This is a genomic window from Alteromonas sp. H39, from assembly GCF_047556435.1.
Lineage (GTDB): Bacteria > Pseudomonadota > Gammaproteobacteria > Enterobacterales > Alteromonadaceae > Alteromonas.
Genome location: NZ_CP180210.1, coordinates 4,158,605 through 4,176,289, shown reverse-complemented (window position 1 = coordinate 4,176,289; position 17,685 = coordinate 4,158,605). Strand labels below are relative to the sequence as shown.

At 42.7% G+C, this 17,685-nt stretch carries 14 protein-coding genes and 1 pseudogene; 12 read left to right on the top strand and 3 right to left on the bottom strand.

What is annotated here, in order from left to right:
* The first annotated feature begins 104 nt into the window (after nucleotides 1–104).
* The 5 genes from istA (at nucleotide 105) to ACLBLI_RS18180 (ending at nucleotide 9,777) form a co-directional block, all read left to right on the top strand.
* Complete coding sequence (gene istA, locus ACLBLI_RS18200; RefSeq protein ID WP_414828944.1) at nucleotides 105–1,628, top strand: IS21 family transposase; 1,524 nt, start codon at nucleotides 105–107, stop codon at nucleotides 1,626–1,628.
* Between the two features lie 11 nt (nucleotides 1,629–1,639).
* Entirely contained in the window at nucleotides 1,640–2,299 is a 660-nt protein-coding gene (istB, locus tag ACLBLI_RS18195) for an IS21-like element helper ATPase IstB (protein WP_414828943.1), read from the top strand.
* Between the two features lie 336 nt (nucleotides 2,300–2,635).
* Complete coding sequence (locus tag ACLBLI_RS18190; RefSeq protein WP_414828942.1) at nucleotides 2,636–4,288, top strand: alpha-amylase family glycosyl hydrolase; 1,653 nt, start codon at nucleotides 2,636–2,638, stop codon at nucleotides 4,286–4,288.
* A gap of 456 nt (nucleotides 4,289–4,744) precedes the next feature.
* Nucleotides 4,745–9,481, top strand: a complete 4,737-nt coding sequence (locus ACLBLI_RS18185; protein ID WP_414828941.1) for an RHS repeat domain-containing protein — start codon at nucleotides 4,745–4,747, stop codon at nucleotides 9,479–9,481.
* Nucleotides 9,481–9,777, top strand: coding sequence for a hypothetical protein (locus ACLBLI_RS18180; RefSeq protein WP_414828940.1), 297 nt, complete (start codon nucleotides 9,481–9,483; stop codon nucleotides 9,775–9,777). Before ACLBLI_RS18185 ends, ACLBLI_RS18180 begins: the two co-directional genes overlap by 1 nt.
* A 154-nt stretch (nucleotides 9,778–9,931) precedes the next feature.
* Here the strand turns inward: ACLBLI_RS18180 and ACLBLI_RS18175 are convergent, their stop codons facing one another.
* Nucleotides 9,932–10,108, bottom strand: coding sequence for a hypothetical protein (locus ACLBLI_RS18175; RefSeq protein ID WP_414828939.1), 177 nt, complete (start codon nucleotides 10,106–10,108; stop codon nucleotides 9,932–9,934).
* An 81-nt stretch (nucleotides 10,109–10,189) separates the two neighbouring features.
* On the opposite strand from ACLBLI_RS18175, the gene ACLBLI_RS18170 reads away from it, so the two are divergent.
* From ACLBLI_RS18170 to ACLBLI_RS18155, 4 genes are read left to right on the top strand one after another with little or no spacing between them, the layout of a single operon-like run.
* The gene (locus tag ACLBLI_RS18170) at nucleotides 10,190–10,519 is read left to right on the top strand and encodes a hypothetical protein (RefSeq protein ID WP_414828938.1); all 330 of its coding nucleotides are present in this window, start codon (nucleotides 10,190–10,192) and stop codon (nucleotides 10,517–10,519) included.
* A gap of 7 nt (nucleotides 10,520–10,526) precedes the next feature.
* Complete coding sequence (locus tag ACLBLI_RS18165; RefSeq protein ID WP_414828937.1) at nucleotides 10,527–11,759, top strand: PfkB family carbohydrate kinase; 1,233 nt, start codon at nucleotides 10,527–10,529, stop codon at nucleotides 11,757–11,759.
* A complete protein-coding gene (locus ACLBLI_RS18160) occupies nucleotides 11,756–12,358 on the top strand; it encodes a 7-cyano-7-deazaguanine synthase (protein WP_414828936.1) in 603 nt (200 codons plus the stop codon). The genes ACLBLI_RS18165 and ACLBLI_RS18160 overlap by 4 nt, the downstream gene beginning before the upstream one ends.
* A complete protein-coding gene (locus tag ACLBLI_RS18155) occupies nucleotides 12,345–13,025 on the top strand; it encodes a hypothetical protein (protein ID WP_414828935.1) in 681 nt (226 codons plus the stop codon). The genes ACLBLI_RS18160 and ACLBLI_RS18155 overlap by 14 nt, the downstream gene beginning before the upstream one ends.
* On the opposite strand, the gene ACLBLI_RS18150 is transcribed toward ACLBLI_RS18155, so the two are convergent.
* Nucleotides 12,960–13,796 carry a hypothetical protein gene (locus tag ACLBLI_RS18150; protein ID WP_414828934.1) on the bottom strand — a complete coding sequence of 279 codons (837 nt, stop codon included), beginning with the start codon at nucleotides 13,794–13,796 and terminating at the stop codon, nucleotides 12,960–12,962. The genes ACLBLI_RS18155 and ACLBLI_RS18150 overlap by 66 nt on opposite strands.
* Before the next feature lie 28 nt (nucleotides 13,797–13,824).
* Here ACLBLI_RS18150 and ACLBLI_RS18145 point away from each other — a divergent pair, with 28 nt between their 5' ends.
* The 3 genes and pseudogenes from ACLBLI_RS18145 (at nucleotide 13,825) to ACLBLI_RS18135 (ending at nucleotide 16,456) form a co-directional block, all read left to right on the top strand.
* Entirely contained in the window at nucleotides 13,825–14,202 is a 378-nt protein-coding gene (locus ACLBLI_RS18145) for a helix-turn-helix domain-containing protein (protein WP_414828933.1), read from the top strand.
* Nucleotides 14,203–14,573: 371 nt separating this feature from the next.
* Nucleotides 14,574–14,756, top strand: a complete 183-nt coding sequence (locus ACLBLI_RS18140) for a hypothetical protein (RefSeq protein ID WP_414828932.1) — start codon at nucleotides 14,574–14,576, stop codon at nucleotides 14,754–14,756.
* Between the two features lie 749 nt (nucleotides 14,757–15,505).
* Nucleotides 15,506–16,456 (top strand): annotated as a pseudogene (locus tag ACLBLI_RS18135) (IS30 family transposase).
* Nucleotides 16,457–16,506: 50 nt separating this feature from the next.
* Here ACLBLI_RS18135 and ACLBLI_RS18130 read toward each other — a convergent pair.
* The gene (locus tag ACLBLI_RS18130; RefSeq protein WP_414831003.1) at nucleotides 16,507–17,547 is read right to left on the bottom strand and encodes an IS630 family transposase; all 1,041 of its coding nucleotides are present in this window, start codon (nucleotides 17,545–17,547) and stop codon (nucleotides 16,507–16,509) included.
* Nucleotides 17,548–17,685: the final 138 nt, after the last annotated feature.

Genomic DNA, 17,685 nt, shown 5'->3' with positions numbered 1-17,685 from the left:
AAGTACACCGGAATCTTTTCAACGCATTGAAATCACTATTAATTTGATAACTTAACCTCTGACTTTTCGTTGGCGAGTGAGGGTTAGGTTTGAAAAGGATTACAATGCGTAAAATCAGAGAGGTTTTAAGGCTGCATTTCTCGGCGAGATTGAGTATCCGCGAGATCCACCGCAGCACCAAAGTCAGTGTCGGCAGTATTCAAACACTGCTCAGTAAAGCCAAGTTAATGAACTTGTCCTGGCCGCTGCCGGATGAAGTGGATGATGCCCAGTTAGCCCGGCGTTTTTACCCGCAAGCTGATACTCGCCATGCCAAGCGATTTCAGGAGCCGGACTGGGCAGACTTGCGCAAGCAGTTGAGCCGCAAAGGCGTGACCAAGCTACTGCTGTGGGAAGAATACACCCAGCAATACCCCAACCGCTGTTACAGCTACTCTCAGTTCTGCGACCGTTATCTGCATTGGCTGAAGAAACAGCGCCGCTCCATGCGTCAACATCACCGGGCGGGTGAAGTGTTGTTCGTGGACTATGCGGGTCAAACCATGCCTGTGGTCAATCCGCAAACGGGTGAAATCCGCCACGCACAAATCTTCGTCGCGGCCATGGGCGCAAGCAGTTATTACTACGCCGAAGCCACCTGGACGCAAGGCTTACAAGACTGGCTGGGCAGTCATATACAGGCCTTCGGGTATCTCGGTGGCGTCCCTGCTATGGTGGTGCCGGATAACTTAAAAAGTGCGGTGACCAAGGCCTGTAAAAGCGACCCGGATATCAACCCGGCCTATCAGCAACTGGCAGCTCACTATGATACGGCGATTGTCCCGGCGAGGCCGTATAAACCCAAAGATAAAGCCAAGGCCGAAGTGGGCGTGCAAATCATCGAACGGTGGATATTAGCCCGGCTTCGCCATCACACCTTCTTCTCATTGCATGAGCTGAACCAGTGCATCCGCGCCTTGCTGGCGGAGGTGAACAATAAGCCCTTCAAACAACTAGCAGGCACACGCCAGCAGTGGTTCGAGGAACTGGATAAGCCTGCCTTAAAACCACTGCCGCGCCATGCCTATGAATACACCGACATCCGCAATGCCAAGGTGAACATCGATTACCATGTGCAGTATGAGAATCATCTGTACTCCGTACCGCATCAACTGGTCGGTGAACGGGTAGAACTCCACGCCAAACCGCGTTTAATCGAACTCTACTTCCAGGGCAAACGCGTGGCCAGCCATCCCCGCACTGACCGTTACGGCTTTACTACCACACCGCAACATATGCCTGCGCAGCATCAGCACTATCACAAAGTCAGTGAAGGTAGCCTGATGAACTGGGCCAAAGACATCGGTGATGACGTGCTGCTCTGGGTGAAAGCACAGCTTCAGCGTAAACCACATCCCCAACAGGCGTTCCGCGTCTGCCTGGGCGCATTGCGATTAGCCAGTCAGTATCCGCAGCAGCGGCTCAATACCGCCTGCAAGCTGGCTAATCAGCATCAGCTCTATCGCTTGCAACAGCTCAAAGACATCTTAAACAGCAATCAGGACAAGCTCATCAGCGAATCCAGTCAGGACACCCTGACACTCCCTCAACACCACGAGAATATCCGTGGCCCACAAAGCTTCCACTAAGGAGAAAACCTATGCTAAGTACCACACTCTCACAGCTGCACCAGCTCAAACTCAGCGGCATGGCGAAAGCATTAAGCCAGCAACTGGAACAACCAGGCCAGTATCAGGAATTATGCTTCGCCAAACGGCTGCAACTGCTGACCGACCAGGAAACCCAGGAGCGGGATAACCGTAAACAACAGCGTCTGCTGAAGCAGGCACAACTGAAACTCGCGGCCACCGCCCATGACATCGACTACCAGCCTCCACGCGGCCTGCAAAAAAGTGTCATGACAGGGCTACTGCAATGCGACTGGCTACAACGGCAACAGAACCTGTTACTCACCGGGCCGTGCGGCACCGGGAAAACCTATATCGCCTGTGCGCTCGCCAACACCGCCTGCCTGAAAGGGTACACGGTGAAATACTACCGGGTAAGTCGTCTGCTCATGGAGCTCACCCAGGCCAAAGCCGATGGTACATACAGCAAGAAGCTTAAAAGCCTGGCTAAACTCAACCTGCTCATCCTGGATGACTGGGGACTGGAGCCGCTCAAAGCGGCGCAGCGCAACGACCTGATGGAGATCATGGATGACCGCCACGGCAGCAGCTCAACTATCCTCATCAGCCAGTTAACCACCGACCAGTGGTATCAATCCATCGGTGATAACACGCTGGCTGACGCCACTTGAACACTTAAGGTAAAAATCGACTAGCCAACGATGCGTTGATCTGAGGTGTTCAAATAAAACCGGAATGGTCGTTCAAGTAAATCGGAATACGCACATGCATATCTAGACATCTTTAAGCTACTGATAGTACTGCCTGGAATATTGAAACTGTTATGCAGAATTTTTCCTGTAAGCATAAGTCTAAGACACCCTGTTAAAGCAATATTATCATGTTGCCGCAGAATATCTTCTGATTCTGGTGCGCCCCTCTGCAAAACGCTCAACTACTTAAAATAAAACTTTACAACAATATTGATTGGTTATAATTTAACCGTGGTGTTGTATGGATGTTAAGTAATGGAATACAAGAAGTTAATCTTATTGGCTGTATTAGGCTGCGTGTTCGTTTGGGTTTTAAACTCAAATTTGACCCGAACCGGTGAGAATATACAAGTCCCCCCTAATGGGATATCGGTAAGTTCAACTCCAAGCAAACTTTGTTGCAATGTTGAAAGGGATAGCAGCAAGGGCAATACGCTTTATTCGGTATGGGTACGTTCTTTTCGAGATTCTGACGGTGATGGTTATGGTGACCTTGTAGGTATAACAAACCAGCTTCAATATATATCTGATCTTGGGGTCAAAAAACTTCTTCTAAGTCCCATCTTCCCTTCTCCAGCTTATCATGGCTATGAAGTTACTGATTATCTTTCTATAGACCCAATTTATGGAACCAAGGGGAACTTTCTTAAATTAATTCGTACCGCTGATGAGTTAGGCATAAAAATTCTTTTAGATTTACCTGTAAATCACACATCAGATCAACACCAATGGTTTAAAAACTCACTGTCTAACGTTGGCAACTTTCGTGACTTTTATAAATGGGTGCCAGGCCCATTAGAAGGCTATGGTTTGCCTTGGTCTAATGATTCTGATCCATATAAAGTGTTTCATTCGAAAGTGGAAACTGAAGAATTTTATTATGGAGTTTTTGGCTATGCGAGCCCAGATCTTAACTATAGTAATCCCGAAGTAGTCGACAAGATAAAAGAAGTTGTCAAATTTTGGATTGAGGAAGGCGTCGATGGATTTCGCCTCGATGCAGCAAGATACTTTGTAGAAACTGGACCATTGCAAGGTCAACGAGATACGGAGGCTAACAGGAACTTTCTGTTGGAGCTTACTGGCTATGCAAAAGAACTAAACCCAGAGGTTGAATTCCTAGCTGAGGCTTATGCTGAACACGAGACAGCTAACTCGTATCAGAAAGCACTTACAGGCGTTGATTATCAATTTGACTTTGAGGTTGGCCCTTTTGTGCACAACGTTGTAACCTCAGAAGAACTTTCTGTAAGTGAAAAAGTGAACTCATTAAGAAACACCTTGAGTTTTTTACTATCAAACACTACGAATGCCTCTGAGAAATATGTCTTTTTCGAAAATCATGATTTCCCCCGGGCCAATTTCCACTCTACCTCACTTGCAAAAATCGCACACTCTATTGTGTTGGCTTTACCTTATAATTTTAGCCTCTACTACGGTGGCGAACTGGGACTCCCTGGCTTTTCTACCTCTAATGATCTTTATTTCAGAGATGACATGATTTGGGATGATGGTTCGCAAACGAATTGGAACACACAGTATATAGAAGACACTTCTACCTATTTGAAATGGAAAAAACAAGCCTATGCAGATGTTGATAGTGAATTCGTTGGCTCATTAAAGAAGCTGATTTTAATTCGTAACAAGCTGGCGGACTTTTATAAAGGCAATGTTCATACCGATTTCGAGCTCAGTACAAACAATCATTTTATCGTGACAACTGCAAGTAAAGGTAGCGTGGTATTCACAATAGTAAATATGGATGACCAGTTTTCATCTATATTCAATGTAAATGCATTGCCAGCACAACGATACTACTCCGTGCTTACTAACCAACCAATTGAGCAGTCTGCACAAATCACTTTAGCTCCAGGGGAAAGTTTAACGCTGGTTTCAAAACAAATTTGATAGGGATTTTAAAAATGTGGACTAGGTTAGCAGTTTTAATTGGATTAATGGTTTTAAGTATGGACGTCGCAATTGGCGCAGTAACAGCTACGGCTGCCAGAGGTGAGATAAATCTCACATGGACAAATATGGCCACGGTTAATTGTTCTGGAAATCCGGAAGCCTATCAGATTAAAGAGTACGTAAATGGTCAACAACAGCGGACATGGAGTATTACACTGCCCTCGATTCAGAGAAAGTTAATAGAAATTCCTCGTGTTGTTCAGTCTGATACTGCATTTGGTTACGTGGTTTCGTATTTTCGGTGCAGCGGAAGTGGAGGCGCATATCTGATAGCGGGTTCTACTACAAATGTCGTAAGAACTCCGCCAATTGAAGACAGAAGGGTTATTTTTATACACACTGATTTACTAGGCTCTCCTGCAGCGGAGTCGAATGAAAGGGGAGAGAGTACTAATGATTAATATGAGCGCACGATGCATGGTCGCACTTCTTGCACTGATGTCCGTTTTCCCTTCCTATGCAGAAGAAGAGTTAGATTATGCAAAGATTTTATCCTATAGAGACTCTGGCTACAGTATACAATCCGAAAGCTATATGGATGCATTTGGAGCTTCGCATTCGAAAAGTAATGGCCAGTTATATGTAAGCAATACCGACTTAACCATTCCTCAAAATGGAACTGATATTTTTGTTCGGCGTTCTCATTCTCCAAGTCAAATCTCAATATCATTGTCCAATCGAGTTGGTTGGTTCAAGCCATATTACGACTTTGGTGATTGGTCTTTAGATATTCCAAAAATAACGGTAATGGCCTACTGGCATCTAGGCGGTTCATACCTGAGTAGTTGTAATTCACTTGCTACTACGGCAACGATTCAGGTTCCTGGGCAAGGTGAATTTGACGCTATAGGAAAGCCATCTGGGGCAACTTACCCAAGCTCCGCAGTAATGCGATTTGCTAACAACTGGATTATCGGGTGCGAAACTTTTAGTTCACGTTCGGTGATTAAAAACAAAACTGGCTCGGTAATTGGTCATGGTGCGAAATCGACGATATACCTCAAATCACCCAATGGAACAACGTTTTATTTCAATTCTACCGCAATGGGGGAGATTAGGATAAATCCAGCTATGGCGCCCTCAGGTTCTGACAGTTCATGGGCGTTATATCAACCTCAAATGAGACTGTTTCAAGTTACAGATATAGTCGATAAGTTTGGTAACTGGACAACTTACGATTACAAGCAGATCCGTAATGGCACGCCGAGTGATAATTACAGAACGTACTATGTGGTGGATAAAATACGAAGTAACGAAGGTGTTACCGTTCAATTTACGAGAAACGACTATAAAGTCGCCTCGGTAAGTTATGACGGTCGTGTAATAGAATATGAGTATGATACCTTCTCAGCAAATATCGGTGGAAGTCTGCGGAATACAACATATTTAAAAAATGTTTTCATCAACAAAACAGAAGAGTCAACTAAGTGGTCTTATGATCTGAGTAGTCAAGCTGTTCAGTTTGATAACGGGACTGTGAGTGAGATGTTCTTGGAGTCTATCACTAATCCAGTAGGCGCTTCGATGTCTTTTCAGTACAGGGCGAATGAGACTCTGTGTGAGAAAAATGGTAGTAAACTGAAAGGCAGTGTTAGCCAAGGATACGGGCCATCCCTCTCTCGTGTAACCGTCTCCGGTCGCGGTTTTGATACATTCAGTGCTGATTTCGACTATGAATACGTTAATAGTACGACAGCGAAAACTATAACTATAGTGGGAGGAAGAGTTTACGAGGATACATTCTGGGTAAAAAACTGTAATTATATGTTTAACTACGATGTTAGGCACCTCACTTCTTCTGTCATCAAAGATGACTCGGGTGCAATTGAGCAAACTAAGTCTGTAACCTGGAAATATATTGACCTCCCCGATACTGGTATAACGAGGATAGAAGATCCTAACTTATCCAGTGACCTACCAGTACAAGAAAAAATATTAATTAACGACCGTTACGAGACCACGTTTTCAGGATTCGATGCTTATGGTAATCCCACCATAATGACTGAACAAGACCTTGAAGAAAACCGTATTAGGAAAGTTAAAACTGGTTATTATAATAAAGGAAATAAGTGGATCATTGGCAGTCAGAAATCAGTTCATATAGGTGATGGATCTAGTAACTACACGCTAATATCTAACACATCGTACCATGGTGGTTCCTACCAGGATCTAGGGGTTCCAAATTACTTTTACAATAATTCAACGTGGACTCATAGGGTAAGCCAATACCACTCAAACGGTATGAGAAAAAAGGTTGAGTTAAATAAGAAACTCTTAAAGGCTGACGGAACATACTCAACGCTTAATCGCTATGTCCTGTACGAAAATTATTATCGAGGTGTCGCCAGAAAAGTTACTGTTCCATCAAGATACAATGATACAACTAAAAATATTCTGACAAAGGTTGTCGACAACTTCGGCAGGCCGTTAACAATTACAAACCCGCTTGGAACTAGCGTAGAATTCACTTTTGATAAACTAGGAAGACTTCAGTCGGAATCAGTCACAGGAGATGAAGTAGCGTGGCTGGATACTTTTTATTCTTACACTTTAGACTCCGGCTATTACGGCATGGTGCAATTAGCTGAGACATGTAGGCTAAACTCATACAAAACGGCTTGCACTTCTGGCTCTAGAACGAGTTCAGTTAGCAAAGGATATGATTCACTGTTAAGGAATACTTCCATTAATGAGTATTCTTATACGCCGAGTTTCGACGGTAGGCATAAGCAATTTGAATATGACGAGTTCAATAATAAAACTTTCGAGTCCTATTGGGGAGAGCTTTATACAACACCGAACGGGACAACTACTGAATATGATGCACTAAATCGTTTATCGTCAATAACACAGTTTAATAAGCAAGCCACTACTTTCAATTATGACGATAATGTTCTCACTACTACAGATCCCAATGGGAATGTTACCACAACGACATTCTGGAATCTTGGTTCACCTCAATATGACTTAGTTGAAAGTATTGAGTATGGGATAGTTACCCAAGAAAATAATTATGATTTATTTGATAACCTTCTATCAATAACTTTATCTGGCAATGATAGCGGTTACAATGTCAGCCAAACTATTTTTAACGTTTATGATAATAATCAGAGGTTGTGTAAAAAAATTCGTAACGACGTTGGAACCACGGTATTTAGTTATAATGCTATAGGTGAGATTAGCTGGCAGGCTGATCTTGGCGTTCAAGCAGTCTCTACCTCCTGCTCTAGTTCACCATCTTCATCTGATAAATCTTATAGAGTTTATGACAACCACGGTGGCCTTTATACTTTATCATTTGGAGACAGTATTACCCCCACTCAAACAACTAAATTTGATGCCATCGGAAATCTCACCGGAGCAAAATCAGATGATGTAATAAAAACATTAGCATATTATGGTAACTCTTTACTTAAATCAGAAACGTTGACAATTGGGCAGCAGCGCTTTTCTAAAGACGCGCAAAGTCCTTCGCTACGCTATTTCTATGCCCAAAGCGGAGCTTTATCGTCTTTGCAATATCCCGATGGAGACGTTGTACGGTACTCCCCCAACGGCTTCGGACAGCCAACTGAAGTAATAAGGAATACATCGAGTACGCGAAATGAATATATTTATGCAGAAGATATTACCTACCATCCAAACGGGTCTTTGAATTCTTTCTATTATGGGAATGGTGTTGAACACGAAACACTTTTGAACTCTAATAAATTACCATATCGCATTCGCGATGACCGGGCGGGTCAAACACATCTTGACTACCAATTTTCTTATGATGAGAACTTCAATGTAAAGTCCATAATAGACCATGTTTCTTCTGCGTACTCTATCAATAATTTAACCTATGACAGCCTGGATAGGCTCACTTTCGCCCAGGGGAATTCAGGAATTGGGAATAGCACTATCAGTTATGATCCTTTGGGTAATGTCAGAAGCTACAGCAACAAGAAAAACGCCTTAACATATACCTACAATGAGACTAATTATAGAGTTTCTAAAGTTGTTGATTCGAGAAACTCAAATAATAACTATCCAACATTTGGGTACGACAAAAGAGGGAACATATATAATAATGGTAAACGCACTTTTACATTCAACGCGTTAAATCAAATCGTCTCTTCAAATACATTCGGCTACAAGTACGATGGTGCCGGGAAAAGGGTGTACCAAGATGATCAGTTCGGAGAAAATTTCTCTCTGTATTCTAATGGAGGGAAGTTACTTTATAGTGAAGACAGTGATGGACCCACTAATTTTATTTACCTACAGGATAAGTTAATAGCCAAAGATGGCTTTGTCCGAGAGTTCAAAACGAAGCAACACTATACACCTTATGGCAAAAGCATTGAGGGTGAGGTTGATGATGTTGGCTTCACTGGTCACAAGTATGATAAATCCACAGGCCTGGTATATATGCAGGCACGATACTATGATCCAGTCATAGGGCGTTTCTACTCGAATGATCCTGTTGGGTTTAAAAATATCTATAACTTTAATCGTTATGCTTACGCCAACAATAACCCATACAAATACATAGATCCTGATGGTAGGGACACTCGTTTTATTGGTGGGGCAGGTGTAGATGGCGGTTATATTCCTGACATGAAAAGGGCATTAGAGGCAGCAGGAATATCAAACGTTTCTACAGCGACCAATGCCGACTCTTCGACTTTTAATATGATCACAGATGCTGCGTCTGTAATTATGACGAACCAAGTCATGGATGGTGGCAATTTTACTATTCCAACAAACCTAGCTAATGGAGAACAGTTAAATTTAATAGGTTACTCTTGGGGAGGTGTAGTCGCGGCTCAAAGAGCTAATGTTGCTGCTGGAAACGGACAGACTATAGATAATTTAGTACTTATAGGGGCCCCAATAAATGGAGATTTATTAAAAGCAGTTCAATCAAATCCAAATATTAAAAATGTTCATGTTATGGATTTAACTTCACAAGGTGATCCTATTTATGCAGGAATGAGTGACGCAGCGATAGTCGGTTCTGTACCTTCATTGATTAAGCAAATGTCGCAATCAAGCGGGCACTTCTTTTACGCACCAAATACCGCAGAAGGTGCAGCTAGAAGAACCGAACTAGGAAAAGAGATTGCCGATAAAGGGTTACACTAATGACAGGTTCGAGAAAAAAGCTATCAACAATATTTTTATTTTCAGGGCTAGGTTTGCAACTAGCGGTTGCTATTTGGTTATTGACTTTGGATAAGCAAGTTATTGAAAATGGAAAAATTGGCTTTCTTACTTTGATGGTTTATTATGCTGCGACAATAATTGGAATCATTATTTCGTTTATTGGGTATCGAGGCTCCCATGCTCCTCTAATTGTAAAAACTGTAGTGGGAATTCTTTGGGTTGGACTAATTTCTGCGCCTCAGTTTTTAACTATTTACGGGTATGAAGGTCCATAACACACTGAATATGCATCTTTGAATCCAAAGTCTTGCATATAAAAGAGCGGGCCTTTTTTTGGCTTTGGAGGCTTGGGATTTTTTCTCAAGGCTGGCTATCGGCTCAATGAAAAAATTCGTTTGGTGGCAAATTCAATTGGGTGATCTTCTCAGGTTAAAAGCCATGACGTAGGAGTTCAAACTCTTTTAATTGCACTTGTACAACACTATCACCGATCACATGATAGAAACTGCCACTCGCTGTATTGATTAATCTTTTGTTAGGAAAAATTTTTTTCAATCTTTGATGTACTGATATAGCATTTTTCTTAGCCATGTTGTCATCTAACATTGTTATACTGCTATCGTAGCAGCTCTAATTAGGTGGCCAAATTCACTATGCCACAACAGTAATACTAAAATAGGAGTTTTTATGTCAGGAAGCGGTTCAGGAGGTGGTTTTGGTTCAGGTGGAACTGGTGGCAGTTTTGATTGCTCGACTTTGGCATTTGAAACACATATCAATAGTCCACTACCAGCAGAAATTGCTAAGTTGAGCGTAGGTGACATCCTACATATCGATTTAAGTAATATGAACGGTATTCAAGTGGTCCGGGTGACGTATCAGGGCAATGTGGTTGGCGGCTTAGTAGACCAAAATATAAGGATGAAACAGTGTCTAGAGCAGGGTTTTAGTTTTAACGCTATAGTCCGTTCAATATCAGGAGCTGCCGTAAAGGTGTTTGTTAGCGCACAAGGATAAATAGCATATGGAGTTTGAAGTTGTTGGTGGCGTTTACCAAGAGTATTGCAGTTGGCCAAACCATGAGGTAGTTCTCGGCTCAGCTGGAAGAGCAGCTTACTGTCTTTCCTTACTGGATAGACACATGGAAATTAAATTGCATTCCAGAATGAGCGAGTCTGACCGAGAGCAATTAATTTCGAGCTTTGTTTTCCTGAATAACTGTAAATTTCAATTTTATGATTGCGATACAACCGTCAAATTTGATTATTTCCATCCCCTCGCAGAGCCCAGAATTATTCCAACTCAAAAATATGATGATCTGCCAATATTTGAACCGAAAATTTCAAATGACTGTGCAACTATCGTATTCGGGATGATTGAGGCTTGCCCTAAAATTGATACAGACATAGCAGTTTACGATCCTCAAAATACTCATAACCCTTTGCTCTTTTCTCAAGTAGGCTCTGCACATAAGCGTTTGGCTTATGTGGCCAACCAAGGTGAACTGGCTATTTTTTATAAGCGAGAACATCGACAAGTAGCCTCGACGGAAGAAATGGCAAAATGGCTTTCAGAGAAAGAATCAGCTGAAGTGGTGGTAATAAAATGTGGCAAAAAAGGTGCTTATGTATACTCGGTAAATGAGCAAGGGTGGGTCAATGCCTATAAAACAAAAAGCGTCTTTCCCATTGGATCAGGAGATTCATATGTTGCTGCATTTTCATATTATTGGTTAAAGCAGTGTGATAGTCCGTTAGTGGCAGCTGATAAAGCCAGTATTGCAACGGCCTATTATGTAACTCATAAAACAATGGCTGATGTTTCAAATTTGCTCACGTTTGCTAAGGGCCTCACGCAATATGAATTTAAAGTTGATGCTCCAAATGTGTATTTGGCCGGTCCATTTTTCACTCTATCAGAGCTTTGGATGGTAAATGAGACTAAGTATTTCTTGGAATCATTTGGTCTTGACGTGTTCTCACCCTATCACGCCGTAGGCATGGGAAGTGCTGATGAAGTAGTTCAAAAAGACATTGATGCAATAAAGGAATGTGACGTGATATTTGCCATATTTGATGGCAATGACCCTGGCACCCTTTTTGAGATAGGCTATGCGCGTAGCATTAATGTACCAGTAATCATCCTCGCACAAAATCCGAAGGATGAAGAGCTTAAAATGTACGAAGGCACAGGGTGTAAGATTTTTGATGACTTTGCATCTGCAATCTATAACGTGGCCTGGAGCACTAAGCTATGATTGGCCTGCTTATGTCAGGGGGGCTTGATTCATCTTCATTGGCTTATATGTTGCGACCCGACATTGCCTTCAATGTTAACTATGGTCAAAAGCCAGCTAGCGCTGAACGCCAAGCAACAGAAGCAATCTGCAAAGAATTAAATATAAGAGTTATCAATTTAGACATTGATTGTACTTCATTGGGAAGCGGTGATTTGTCTGACAACAATGCGATTGATGTTGCTCCTGAAAGCGATTGGTGGCCTTATCGCAATCAATTGTTGATAACACTTGCAGCAATGAAAGCTGTGAGTTCAGGGTGCACCAAACTTTTAATTGGCACCGTCGCCTCCGACGAGTACCATTTAGATGGAACAGCTACATTTATAAAAAAGATCAACGATTTAATTTCTTATCAAGAGGGTAATATTCAGATTGAGGCCCCTGCAATAGGGTTAACTGCGACAGAGCTTATAAGAAAGTCCGGTATCCCTTTCGGTTTATTGGCTTACAGTCACTCTTGCCATAAGTCGAATATCCCTTGCGTTAATTGCAGAGGGTGCTACAAGCATTACGATACACTGCGACAGTTAGGCATATACAACGATGAATTGGGGTGAGCCAAAATTAAAGCCTAACATTCATCTAATTCCGCCCTATGAATTTGATGTTAAAAAGCGATTACCGCTATCAACACATAGCAACCCTTCAAAAGCCCTATTTTTAGATATTCTTGAAAGTCGTTCTTCGCGTCGACAAATATCAGCTATCAATAATGATTTGTTGGGGCAGTTTTTATTCCTCTCCAATCGAACTAAGCAAGTAAACACAAACGATTTGGGGATAATAATTGAAAAGAAGAATCATGCATCTGCTGGCGCAATGTCGTGCGTCCATATCGTATTTACTGAGATTTCCTCAGAGAAATGGTATGTATACAACTCACGAACTCACTCAAAAGATGAGTTGAAATTGACAGAAGGTTCAATTTTTAAAAACTTAAAAGAAGAAGCAAAAAGCTTTATATCTGGCATAAAAGATGGAGTAATGCTCTGGTATGTCGCAGACATCACCAGACTAAGTTGCAAATACACACGTCCTGAAACCCTAGCGTTACGTGAGTCTGGTATTATTGCAGCGACTCACAACCTTGTCGCAGAGTATTTAGGGTTATCATATTGTCAGTTGGGGCTTAACGGCTTCAATGAGGCTTCTTGTTTATCAAATGAGCGCCATTTGTTTGGTGTTGGAATGGCTTTTCTTGGTACGACGCTTAATTATTGTTGAGGAGCGATGAAGCTTAGCCTCTAACTGTTTAAGCACAGTCGGAGTCTGTTGCATTTCAAACCACATCAGGGCATCAAGCTCAGATGGTCTAACATTCATAGATTTGGACAGTTGAATAAATTGCTTTTCTAATTCCAGGTAATGACGTTCTACTGAGTGCTTTTCATCAAAAAAACCACCTAAGATACCGGCTCTGTAGATATGAATATCCAAAATGGCTACATCATCTGCATTTAACCAGTTACGTGCTATCCAAGAAGCTGTTTTGAGTCCCACACCCTTAATATCAATTAACCAATTTCGAAGAGCAAGTCCGGAGCACGAAGGAGCCTCTTTCTCAGATAGCTGAATTAACGCTGATTGAATGTAAGACGCTTTTTGCTTCGCAAACCGGTACTTAAATGTTTTGTCATTGAGATGAATTGGTTCAGACAACCAGCTGTGCAGAGTTTGGAAATTATGGACTTTGCCAGTAAACGCGCCTTTACTTTTCATGTGATGGTATGCAGCAAGTCCATTTTCCGCAGGAATTCCATGGCCACCAAGCAGGCATGCTCCAACTTCCTCTAATAAAGTATCTCCAAGCTTATATGCAACTTCAGTTTGCTTTAATCGCCGCTCTAATACTCGGTACAACCAATACGCTACAGTTGGAAACCCAGCAACATTTCCCCACTTAGTATTCGGAAGCACTTCATCATTCTCATCAGGGATCTCGATTTGAATGACTCCTTTTTCAGTTTCAATAAATGCGATTTGTGGTTCATACATAGTTATGGATTAGTGAAGTAAACTTAGGTTGTATTTTATCGAAAATTATAGATATAATAAAGTGAAACCGATAAAAAAAGATAAGTTTATTCCAATGAATCTAGATTCATTTAAGATTGAATTGCAAGAATTTTTAAGCACATCAGGTATTAGCCAAAACCAGCTAGCTAAAGAGGCACGAGTCCCTCAGTCTCAGATATCTGACTGGAATAAAGGGAAAATAAAACGCTTTGGTAAGAACGCGAGAAGAGTACTTAACGTTATCGAGAATTATCGATTCTCTGATGAGGCCACATTACCCGAAGACCTTCAACAAGCTGTTCGTGATTTTTATGGTGGTAAGCAAGAAAATTGTGAGTTACTTAAACGTTTGATAACTTCGTTGAAGCCTATCATTGCAAAATAGGTCTCTAGCTCATGGAATGCTAGTTGCAGAAAAATACACTTTTTTGTTTAAATTTTGACTGCTGTGCGCTAGCCAAAGAGCTGACTACAGTGTTTGACCAAGAAGATTTGCATTGAGTTCACCAAGCTCAATAGCACTGAATGCTGCCTAAATAGGGCCTTTTTTTGTAACTTCGATTATCTTAGTTATAGTTTTCATCATGCTCCTGTATTAATTCGAGAGCCCTCTCGCTGTACTTATAACGAGGTTATCCTAGCAAGTGCCAGGACTCATTAATGCGAATAGCATAGCGAAGGCTTATCCGCTGAGCAGTTTGCCAACACAGTGCGAGCCCATTGGGTGTAGAAAACCTGCTGCATTGAGTTCTCGATGTGACGATGCGTGAAGATATCAGTCTAATTAATCGTGGTCATGCTGCAGGTAACCTGGCGTGTTTCCGGCATGTCGCGCTGGACCAAATACGCCTAGAGAAGACAATACAAGCGGGTGCCAATCGAAAACAGAAGGTGGCAATAATGATTGAAGACGTGCTGGAATTAATCGTGAATGCTTAAAAAATGTTCACACTCTCGCCCTGGCTCCAACATCGTTTTCACCAGCTTTACTGGCGAAACTTCCGTCACTTAATTTATAAGAATCCTGCCCCCCAACAAATTGACAGAACAGGCTGAATTTGTTCAGGCTCTATCATCTGAAATTCTGTCTGACAAAAAAGCACTTCATTCAACACTCGTTCTATAAGTGTCTTAAGTATCGCGCTGAGGAGAAATCTGCACACGTAGTAGAAGCAAATCTACTAAATTTGGATCCATTATCTTGAACTCGTCTGGTATATCTAGTACAACAATTTTGTTCAAATAAGCAGAGCCAGTGTACTCCTCAATTCTCTGTTTGTGAGCGACTTCCATTGTGAAAATTTGGTTGGCCCAGTCTAAAAGCTTTTCGGTACATAGTGTCGTGCTGTAATACTTGCAATATTTTCTACTGAGACCTGCTGAACGGAATTGATGCATAGGGAACTTAGCTGAGAATAGTTTCTCAGCCGTAACAGAGCGATTCAAGTTGCTAGTACATAAAAAGAGAATGTTCATTTCAACATCGCTGTTTTCTTACCCTATTCTCAAACGACCTATCCAGTTTAAATAGGCCGCTTCTCAGCTTTCGAGAAATATTATCAAAATTCGCGGCGATAGCGCACCCCGAATTCAGATAATAAGTGCACCACTCATGGTTAATGGGTGACAGACGATCAACTGCCTGTTGGTGGTACTCTGTAGTCGCCAAACAAACATGAGTAGTTACCATGAGTTACAAGCAGTTGATCGAGGGACAACGATACCAGATTGAGGCCTACTTGCGCGAGGGTTTCAGTTATCGGGAGATTGGAAAACGTCTGAGAGTGAGTCACAGCACCATCAGCCGGGAAGTAAAACGCAATCGAATCCGGGATAACCATTACCTACCGGAAGTCGCCCAGGCTAAGGCGTTGAAGCGATGATGCCAGGCCGCAAAGTTCAGGGTATCTGAACTGACGATCACCTTTGTTGAGTTCGGGCTTAACGAGAAATGGAGTCCTGAGCAGATAGCTGGCGTAGGTAAAATCATCGGGCATGACGTTAGCCACGAGTGGATCTATGGCCATGTCCATCGTGATAGATTACGTGGCGGCAAGCTCTATAAACAACTGCGTCAGAGTCACCGCCGACATCGTAAAGGTGATCGTGCCAAACGCGTAATTATTCCGAATCGCGTTGGGATTGAGCATCGTCCCGCCATCGTGAATAAGAAGAAACGATTTGGTGACTGGGAAGCTGAGATGGTTCTGGGCAAGCAAGGAACGGGCGCGATTGTCAGTTTGTTCGAGCGGAAAAGTAAGCTGTATCTGATACGCAAAGTGCCCGCGAAAAGCGCAGCCGATGTGGCCCGGGCCATGGTCGGCATGTTGTGGAAATATCGAGGTCATGTACGAACCATCACGACGGACAACGGCAGCGAATTTTGTGATCATGAGCTGGTCGCAAAGAAGCTTAAAACAGATGTCTACTTCGCGAACCCTTATTCATCATGGGAACGCGAATTGAATGAAAACTTCAACGGTTTGCTGCGCCAATACATACGGAAAGGCACCGATTAACGTACGGGAACAGACAAACAGATTAGAGAGGTTGAACAGGCATTAAATGCCAGACCGAGAAAGTGTCTCGGCTTTAGGCAACCAGTCGCGGTATTCGATGAATTACGCAAGGCGGCCTAATTTAGCGAGTGGTGCACTTCGGAGTTGAATTCGCGGCTAAATAACTGATCCTAACTGTGCGTCGCCTTAGCCAATCCATGCTGGTTGCCTGGAAATGGCGATGCGGTTTCCATAAAACGCCGTACTCGTTGTAGCAATTCCCACATTTCAGTGCACCTGTGATTGCGGGTTACGGTTTCATGTAATGCATGCCATAATTTTTCAATTTTGTTAACCCAAGGGCTGTAGACTGGCTGGAACAGCAAGGTAAATTTGGGATTCTGCTTCAGCCATGCCTGCGTCTTTTTACTTTTGTGAATAATGTAATTGTCCACAATCAGTGTGATGGTTTTTGCCTGCCGGTACGTTTTTCTTAAATGCTCCATTAGCCGGATAAATATCTCTGAGCATTTTGAGTGTCGCCCCACATAAAGCACTTTGCCGGTGCCGGCATTTAACGCGCCGGCCAGATAGTATTTTTCATTTTGTCCTGGCGTTGGAACTAACCGCTGTTTTCCTCTGAACCCCCAATCCGCACCTATTTTAGGGTTCAGATGAATATCCACCTCATCCTCGTAAAACACCGGATGTTCGGCAGAACACTTATCAAGCGCGGCTTGAATCGCTGCCAGTTTCTCTTCCTTGTGTGGATCTCTTATCCGCAAAGTAGGCGCCGCTCTACGCCAAACAATACCAAGTTCTGGCATCCACCGCCGTAAAGTCGAGCTGTGTACTCGGATCCCAGTATTCTCATGAATTACCTTCGCCAGTAATTCCGAACTCCATCGGCTACGCTGATAACCGAGATCTTGTGGTGTCCATGGAATCAGTAGGAAGAGTAACTGCACTATGATGTCATCCGGCAAATAAGCCGGTTTGCCATGCTCGGCATCTTTTAAACCGTCTATGCCTGATTCTTCATACCACTTGCACCAGCGACTGACCGAAGAACGTGCTGCACTCAGCAATAAAGCAACGCGCTTACGGGACTGGCCCTTGTGAACCAAAAGCACAGCATTTCCCCGTCGACTAAAGCGTTTATCTTTACTGCGTTGAACGATTTTTTCTAAACGGCGTCGCTCAGCCCGGTCAATCAATGCTATTCTGTTCATGCTCAGTGTGGTTCTCGGTAATTTCTTTTTGGCGATTGATCTGATCGCAGAAATCACACTGAGTTCCCTCCATGGGGTGATCTACACTTAGGAACAGTTATTTAGGTGAGAACATTTAAAACTTTAGATTTAGGAATG